1 protein-coding gene is annotated in these 7878 nt (G+C 77.0%); it reads left to right on the top strand.

Features of this window, described 5'->3' with window-relative positions:
* Positions 1 to 7878: type I polyketide synthase (locus C5N14_RS19535; protein ID WP_117669545.1), on the top strand; the 7878-nt coding region annotated here is incomplete at its 5' end.

The following is a 7878-nucleotide window of genomic DNA, read 5'->3' as shown; positions in this document are numbered from 1 at the left end:
ACGTTCGAGCAGCGGGCCGCCGTGGTCGGGTCGAGTGTCGAGGAGCTGCTGGCCGGCCTGGACGCCGTCGCGGCCGGTTCCCCGGCCGGCAACGTGGTCTCCGGCGCGGCGGCGGGTCCGGGCGCGGGACCGGTGTTCGTGTTCCCCGGGCAGGGTGCGCAGTCGGCGCGGATGGCGGCCGGCCTGGTCGGCCGGACGCCGGTGTTCGACGCGAAGCTGGCCGAGTGCCAGCGGGCCCTGGCCCCCTACCTGCACGTGGATCTCGTCTCCGTCCTGACCGGCGACGACGAGTCGTGGCTGGACCGGGTCGAGGTCGTCCAGCCGGTGCTGTGGGCCGTCGGCATCGCCCTGGCGGCCGTCTGGCGGCAGGCGGGGGTGGTCCCGCAGGCGGTCATCGGGCACTCGCAGGGCGAGATCGGCGCGGCCTGCGTCGCGGGGATCCTGTCCCTGGACGACGCGGCGAAGACGGTGGCGCTGCGGTCCCGTGCCCTGGCGGTGCTGCGGGGCACGGGGACGATGGCCTCGGTGGACCTGTCCGCCGAGGCGGTCACCGCCCGCCTCGCGCAGTTCCCCGGCGTCGGGGTGGCGGCGGTGAACGGCCCGGCGACCGTCGTGGTGTCCGGGCCGCCGCAGCCGGTGGCCGACCTGGTGCGGGCGTGCACCGACGAGGGACTCCGGGCAAGGCTGATCCCGGTGGACTACGCGTCGCACTCCGCGTCGGTGCAGCAGGTCGCCGAGCAGTTGCGCGCCGACCTGGCCGACGTTTCCCCGCGGGCCGGCGACGTCCGGCTGGTGTCCACGCTGACCGGGGACTGGGTCGACCCGGCCTCGATGGGCGCGCAGTACTGGTACGACAACCTGCGGCAGACCGTGCAGTTCGACGCGGCGGTGCGGGTGGCGATCGCCGCCGGGCACCGCGCCTTCGTGGAGATCAGCCCGCATCCGGTGTTGACCATGCCGGTGACGGCGATCCTCGACGACACCGGCGCCACCGGGCACACGCTGGGCAGCCTGCGCCGGGGCGACGACGACGCGACCCGGCTGCTGACCAACCTGGCCACCGCGCACGCCGTCGGCCTGCCCGTCGACCTCACGAAGGTCCTCGCCGCCACGGCCACCGTCGACCTGCCCACGTACGCCTTCGACCACCACCGGTACTGGCCGGCGCCGCCGCTGTTCCTCGCCCGCGCCGACGACGAGCCGGACATCGACCGGTGGCGCTACCGGGTCACCTGGAACGCCCTGCCCGACCTGCCGCTGGACCGGCTCGCCGGCACCTGGCTGGTCCCGGTTCCCGCCGGGCTGGACGAGGAGCCGCTGGTCCAGGACGTGCTCTCCGCGCTCGGCAGCGTCGGCGTGGACGCCGTACCCGTCGAGGTGGACACCACCGCCGACGCGGCGGCACTGGCCGACCTGCTGCGCGACGCGCTGCCCGACGAGGGACCCGCCTCGGTGCTGTCGCTGCTCGGCCTCGACGAGCGGGCGCACCCCGACCACCCCGCCACCACGCTGGGCGTCACCGGGACGGTCCTGCTGGTGCAGGCGCTCGGATCGCTCGACGTCGAGGCGCCGCTGTGGTGCGCCACCCGGCGGGCCGTCGCCGTCGACGCCGGGGACCCGGCGCCGAGCCCGGCCGCCGCCGCCGTCTGGGGCCTCGGTCGCGCGGTCGCCCTCGAACACCCCGGTCGCTGGGCCGGCCTGGTCGACCTGCCGGACCTCCTCGACCCCTGGACCGGGGTGCGGCTCTGCGCGGCGCTCGGCGACAACGGCGGCGAGGACCAGCTCGCCGTCCGCGACTCCGGGGTCTTCGCCCGCCGGCTCACCCGGATCACCGAGCCCGAGCCGACCGCGTCCGGCGAGCCGACCGACGACGGCTGGCGGCTGCGCGGCACCGTGCTGATCACCGGCGGCACCGGCGGCCTGGGCGGGCACCTGGCCCGCTGGGCGGCCCGCTCCGGTGCCGCGCACGTCCTGCTGGCCAGCCGGCGCGGCCCGGACGCGCCGGGCGCCGCCGAGCTGGAGGCGGAGCTGACCGACCTCGGCGTACGGGTCACCGTGGCCCGCTGCGACGTCGCCGACCGGGCGCAGCTCGCCGACCTGGTGGCCACGGTCGACGGGGACGCCCCGCTGAGCGCCGTGCTGCACACCGCCGCCGTCCTCGACGACGGCATCGTGGACACCGCCACCGCGCAGCGCCTGCACACCGTCGCCGCCCCCAAGTGCCTCGCCGCCGCCCACCTGGACGAGCTGACCCGCGACCTGGACCTGGACGCCTTCGTGCTGTTCTCCTCGGTCGCCGGCACCACCGGCAACGCCGGGCAGGGCGCGTACGGGGCCGCGAACGCCTACCTCGACGCCCTCGCCGAGCGACGCCGGGCCGAGGGCCGGCCCGCCCTCTCCGTGGCCTGGGGCGCGTGGAGCGGGGCCGGCCTGCCCGCCGACAACGAGCGCGCCCAGCAGCGGCTGCGCCGGGGCGGCATGGTCGGCATGGACCCCGACCTGGCCGTCGAGGCCCTGGCCCGGGCGCTGCGCCGGGACGAGACCACCACCCTGATCGCCGACATCGACTGGGGCCGGTTCGCCCCCGCGTTCACCCTGGTCCGGCCCAGCCCGCTGATCGGCGACCTCGCCGAGGTGCGCGAGGCGGCCCGGGAGGCCACGCCGGAGGCCACCGAGGAGGAGCCGGCCGCCCCGTCGGGGGCGCTGGCCCGCCGGCTCGCCGGGCTCACCCCGGCGGAGCGTGCCGAGGCGCTGCTGGAACTGGTCCGCCAGTGCGCCGCGACCGCGCTGGGCTACGGCGCGGCCGACGACATCCCGGCCACCCGGCCCTTCCGGGACCTGGGCCTGGACTCGCTGACCGCGGTCGACATGCGCAACTTCCTGGCCACCGCCACCGACCTGCGGCTGCCCGCGACGCTCGCCTTCGACTACCCGAACCCGACGGTGCTCGCCACGCACCTGGACGAGCTGCTCACCGGGGCCGTGCCGGACGTGGCCACCCCCGCCCCGGCCGCCCCGGGCGTCGACGACGACCCGATCGCCATCGTGGCGATGAGCTGCCGCCTCCCCGGCGGGGCGGACGACCCGGAACGGCTGTGGCAGCTCCTCGCCGCGGGCGGCGACGCGATCGGCGAGTTCCCCACCGACCGGGGCTGGGACCTCGACCGGCTGTTCGACTCCGACCCGGAGAACGAGGGCACCAGCTACGCGAGCGAGGGCGGCTTCGTCACCGGGGTCGCCGACTTCGACGCCGGCTTCTTCGGCATCAGCCCCCGCGAGGCCCTGGCCATGGACCCGCAGCAGCGGCTGCTGCTGGAGGCGTCCTGGGAGGTCATCGAGCGGGCCGGCATCGACCCGCAGGCGCTGCGCGGCAGCCCCACGGGGGTCTTCGTCGGCACCAACTACCAGGACTACCGGAACCTGATGTACAGCGCCGAGGGCGCCGAGGGGCACCTGATGACCGGCAACGCCGGCAGCGTGCTCTCCGGCCGGGTGTCGTACACCCTCGGCCTGGAGGGGCCCGCCGTCTCGGTGGACACCGCCTGCTCCTCGTCGCTGGTCGCGCTGCACTGGGCCTGCCAGGCGCTGCGCCAGGCGGAGTGCTCGCTCGCCCTCGTCGGTGGCGTCACCGTGATGTCCACCCCCGGGGTGTTCGTGGGCTTCAGCCGGCAGCGGGGGCTGGCCCCGGACAGCCGGGTCAAGGCGTTCGCCTCCGCCGCCGACGGCACGAGCTGGGGCGAGGGCCTCGGCGTGCTGCTGGTCGAGCGGCTCTCCGACGCCCAGCGCAACGGCCACCCCGTGCTCGCGGTGATCCGGGGCAGCGCCGTCAACCAGGACGGCGCGTCCAACGGCCTCACCGCCCCGAACGGGCCCTCGCAGCAGCGGGTGATCCGGCAGGCCCTGGCCAACGCCGGCCTCACCCCCGCCGACGTGGACGCCGTCGAGGCGCACGGCACCGGCACCAGGCTCGGCGACCCGATCGAGGCGCAGGCCCTGCTCGCCACGTACGGCCGGGAGCGGCCGGCCGACCAGCCGCTCTGGCTCGGCTCGATCAAGTCGAACATCGGGCACACCCAGGCCGCCGCCGGGGTCGCCGGCATCATCAAGATGGTCCTGGCCCTGCGGTACGGCTACCTGCCGCAGACCCTGCACGTCGACGAGCCGACCGACCAGGTGGACTGGAGCGTGGGCGCGGTCGAGCTGCTCGACGAGGGCCGGATCTGGCCGGTCACCGGCCGCCCCCGGCGGGCCGCCGTCTCCTCCTTCGGGATCAGCGGCACCAACGCGCACACCATCCTGGAGCAGGCCCCCGAACTGCCCGTCCCGACCGAGCCGGCCGGGGACCCGGACCGGCTGCCGGTGGTGCCGGTGCTGCTGTCGGCGCGCACCGCGTCCGCGCTGGCCGCCCAGGCCGGCCCGTGGGCCGACCGGCTCACCGGGCCGGAGGCGCCGCCGCTGGTCGACGCCGGCTGGTCGTCCGTGGTGTCCCGGGCCGCCCTGGAGCATCGGGCCGTCGTCCTCGCCACCGACCGGATCGCGCTGCGCACCGGGCTGCGCGCCCTCGGCGCCGGCGAGGAGTCGCCGCTGGTGGTCATCGGCGCGGTCGCGCCCCGGCCGAAGGTGGCGTACCTGTTCTCCGGGCAGGGCGCGCAGCGGCCCGGAATGGGCCGCGAGCTGGCCGCCGCGTTCCCGGCCTTCGCCGCCGCCCTCGACGAGGCCTGCGCCGTCCTCGACCCGCACCTGCCCGGGCCGCTGAGGCCGGTGCTGAACGCCTCGCCCGGCACCGCCGACGCGGAGCTGCTGGACCGCACCGAGTACACCCAGCCGGCGCTGTTCGCCGTCGAGGTGGCGCTGTTCCGGCTGTTGCAGGCGTGGGGCGTACGTCCCGACGTGGTCGCCGGGCACTCCATCGGCGAGTTCGCCGCCGCCCACGCCGCCGGGCTGCTCACCCTGGCCGAGGCCGCCGAGCTGGTCGCCGCCCGGGGCCGGCTCATGCAGGCGCTGCCGGACGGCGGGGCGATGCTCGCCGTCGCCGCCGCCGAGGCCGACGTGCTGGCCTCGCTCGGCGACCGCGCCGACCGGGTCTCCGTCGCCGCCGTCAACGGCCCCGCCGCCGTGGTGCTCTCCGGGGCCGGCGACGCCGTCGAGGAACTGGCCGCCGAGTGGTCCGCCCGGGGCGTACGCATCCGGCGGCTGACCGTCAGCCACGCGTTCCACAGCCCGCTGATGGAGCCGGTGCTCGACGACCTCGCCGCCGTCGCCGCCCGGCTGGAACCGCGGACCCCGACCGTGCCGATGGTCTCCACGGTCACCGGCGCGGTGGTCGACCCGGCCGAACTCGCCACCCCGGCGTACTGGGTGCGGCACGCCCGCGACGCCGTGCGCTTCGCCGACGCCGTCACGGCCCTGCGGGCCCAGGGCTGCACCGGGTACGTCGAGATCGGCCCGGACGGGGTGCTCACCGCCCTCACCCAGGCCGTCCTCGCCGAGGACGCCCCGGCCGGCGGCCGGGCCCCGCTGGTCGTGCCCACCCTGCGGCGGGACCGGCCGGAGCCGGCCGCCCTGCTGCGGGCCGTCGCCGCGCTGCACACCCACGGCGTCTCCCCGGACTGGTCCGTGCTGTACGAGGGCACCGGCGCCCAGCCGATGGACCTGCCCACGTACGTGTTCGACCGGCAGCGCTACTGGCCGCAGCCGCCGGACTGGGCCGCCCTGGCCGCCGTCGAGGACGACAGCACCGAGGTCGAGCGCCGGTTCTGGGCGGCGGTCGAGGCCGAGGACTTCGAGTCGCTGACCCGCGAGCTGGACGTGGACCGCGACCAGCCGTTCGGGGCGGTGCTGCCGGCCCTGTCCGCGTGGCGGCGGCGCGGCCGGGAACGCTCCCTCGTGGACGGCGCCCGGTACCGGGTGGTCTGGGAACCGCTCGCCGGCCCGCCGACGGAGCAGGACAGCGGCCCCTGGCTGGTGCTGCTGCCCGCCGACCGGGCCGACGACCCCGACCTGAACTCCTGCACCTGGACCCTCGGCGGTGACGTGACCACCGTGCCCGTCGACACCGCCGCCGACCCCGACGAGCTGGGCGGCCAGCTCGCCGACGTGCTCGGCGAGGCGCTCGACGGGGCCACCGGGACCCTGTCGATCCTGTCCTTCCTCGGCCTGGACGACGCCCCGCACGTCGAGCACCCGGCGCTGCCCCGCGGCCTCGCGGCGACCGTGCAGCTCCTCCAGGAGCTCACCGACACCGACGCGGCGGCCCGGTTGTGGTGCGTGACCCAGGGCGCGGTCGGCGTCGGCGACGGCGACGTGCCGGTCAACCCCCGCCAGGCGATGCTGTGGGGGCTGGGCCGGGTGGCCGCGCTGGAGCAGCCCGCCCGCTGGGCTGGGCTGATCGACCTGCCCGCCACTCTGGAGAGCTGGACGGCGATGCGCCTCGGCGGCATCCTCACCGGCGGCGCGGCGGAGGACCAGCTCGCCGTCCGCGACTCCGGCGTGCTGGTCCGCCGGCTCGCCCCGGCCGTCACCGCCGGGGAGCCCGCGCCGTGGCAACCCCGGGGCACCGTGCTGATCACCGGCGGGACCGGGGCGCTCGGCGGGCACCTGGCCCGCTGGGTGGCCGGCGCCGGCGCGGAGCGGGTGGTGCTGACCAGCCGGCGCGGGGCAGACACCCCCGGCACGGCCGAGCTGCTCGCCGAGCTGGAGGCCCTCGGCGTCTCCGGCCGGGTGGCCCGGTGCGACGTCGCCGACCGGGTCGCCATGACCGACCTCGTCGCCGAGCTGCGGCGGGAGGGCCCGCCGCTGCGCGCGGTGGTGCACGCCGCCGGGGTCAGCGAGGTGGTGCCGCTGGCCGACACCACCCTGGAGGACCTCGCGTACGTCGTCGCCCCGAAGCTGGTCGGCACCGAGTTGCTCGACGAGTTGCTCGACGGCGTCGAGCTGGACGCGTTCGTGCTCTTCTCGTCGATCGCGGCGGTGTGGGGCAGCGGCGGGCAGGGCGCGTACGCCGCCGGCAACGCGTACCTGGACGCGCTGGCCGAGCAGCGGCGCGGCCGGGGCCTGCCGGCCACCTCGGTGGCGTGGGGGCCGTGGACCGAGTCGGGCATGTTCGACGACGGGGCGCCGGAGCAGCTTCGCCGCCGGGGCCTGCGGGTGATGCCGCCGGGCGTGGCGATGGCCGGGCTGCGGCACGCGCTCGCCGCCGGGGACGTCTGCGTCACCGTCGTCGACGTCGACTGGGCCACCTTCCAGCCGCTGTTCACCGCGCTGCGGCCCAGCCCGCTGCTGGCCGACCTGCCGGCAGTGCGGGCTTTGACGGAGACCGTCGCCGACGGCCCCGCCCCGGCCGCGCCGGCCACCCGGGACCTGCTCGCCGGGCTGCGCGCGCTGCCCGGCGAGGAGCGACGGGCGGCACTGCTGGAGATGGTGCGGGTGGACGCGGCGAAGGTGCTCGGCCACTCCTCCGGCGACGTGATCGAGACCGACCGGGGCTTCCTCGACCTCGGCTTCGACTCGCTGACCGCCGTGGAGCTGCGCAACCTGCTCACCGCGGCGACCGGGCACGAGCTGCCCACCACGGTCGTCTTCGACTACCCGACCCCGGCCGGCCTGGCCGACCACCTCCACGAGGAGCTGTTCCCCGACGCCGGCGCGGCGGCCGGCGACGGCGACGGCGACGAGGCGTCCGTCCGCCGGGCGCTGGCCGCGATCCCGCTGGACCAGCTACGCCAGGCCGGGCTGCTGGACCAGCTTCTCCAGCTGGCCCACGCCGCGGGACCGGTCGCCGGCACGCCGGTGGCCGTCCCGGCCGCGCCGGAGGCCGAGATCCGTGAACTGGACGTCGCCGGTCTGGTCCGGATGGCCCTGGAAGGCTCCGACTCGTGA

The sequence above is a fragment of the Micromonospora sp. MW-13 genome, from assembly GCF_003434305.1.
Classification (GTDB): domain Bacteria; phylum Actinomycetota; class Actinomycetes; order Mycobacteriales; family Micromonosporaceae; genus Micromonospora.
The sequence above is the reverse complement of the archived record's forward strand: the minus strand, read 5'-3'. Positions and strand labels throughout refer to the sequence as shown.